Annotated in this window: 1 protein-coding gene; it reads left to right on the top strand. The window is 75.6% G+C overall.

Annotated features, from left to right (window positions below):
• On the top strand, positions 1-909 hold a 909-nt coding region (locus AAA069_RS09950; protein WP_349128271.1), incomplete at its 5' end, for an IS110 family transposase.
• Positions 910-940: the final 31 nt, after the last annotated feature.

The following is a 940-nucleotide window of genomic DNA, read 5'->3' on the forward strand; positions in this document are numbered from 1 at the left end:
GCCGCGGGGCTCGGGGTCGCCCACCTGCCCGGGCTCGCCGCCAGCCGCGCCGCGGGCCTGTTTGCCGGCGAGGCCAAGACCGACGAGCGCGACGCCGCGGTGATCGCGCGGACCGCCCTGGGCGTGCCGGACTCCCTGTCGGGGGTCCCGGGCCGCGGCGAGGCCCTCGAGGCCGCCCGCGCCCTCTCGTCGCAGCGCGACCACGTCGTCGCCTGCGCGACCAGGGACAAGAACCGCCTGCGCGCGGTGCTGCTCGAGTCCTGTCCGGCCCTCGAGGCCGCGGTCGACCTGTCGGACCGGCGGTGGCTGGAGCTGCTCGCCGGGTTCGGCGGGGCGTGGGGGATCGCCCGCTCCGGGGCCGAGGGCCCGCGGGCCGAGGCCGCCGGGGAGGCCGCGGCCGCCTCCACCGCGCCCCCGCCGGCGCTCGTCGAGGCCGAGAACAGGCAGGTCAGGTTCCTGGCCGCCCGGATATCGGAGGCCCTCGACGAGGCCGGGGCCCTCGAGGCCGAGACGGCGGCGCTGCTCGAGGGCGACGAGACCTACGCGTGCCTGCTCACCGTGCCCGGCATCGGCCCGAGGACCGCGGCGCAGCTCGCGGTGTCGGTCGACATCGGGAGGTTCCCGGACCACGACCACCTGGCCTCGTACTGCGGCATAGCCCCGAGGGTGAGGAGCTCCGGCACGTCGGTGAGGTCGGTCAGGGCGTCCAGGCGCGGCGACGCGAGGCTCAAGTCCCTGCTGATCTTCTCGTGCAACAGCCTGGTGAGGTCCTCGGGGCGCTACGGCGAGTACTGCCGGGCCTGCAGGGCGCGGGGCATGGGGCACGGGCGGGCGCTCAAGGCCGTCGCGAGGAAGCGGCTCAGGGCGATATACGCCGTGATGCGCGACCGGGTGCCCTACCGGGAGTAGCCCCGACGGTTGACAAAACTATAGGAACACC

It is taken from the genome of Collinsella sp. CLA-SR-H006, from assembly GCF_040097075.1.
In the GTDB taxonomy this organism is placed as follows: domain Bacteria; phylum Actinomycetota; class Coriobacteriia; order Coriobacteriales; family Coriobacteriaceae; genus Collinsella.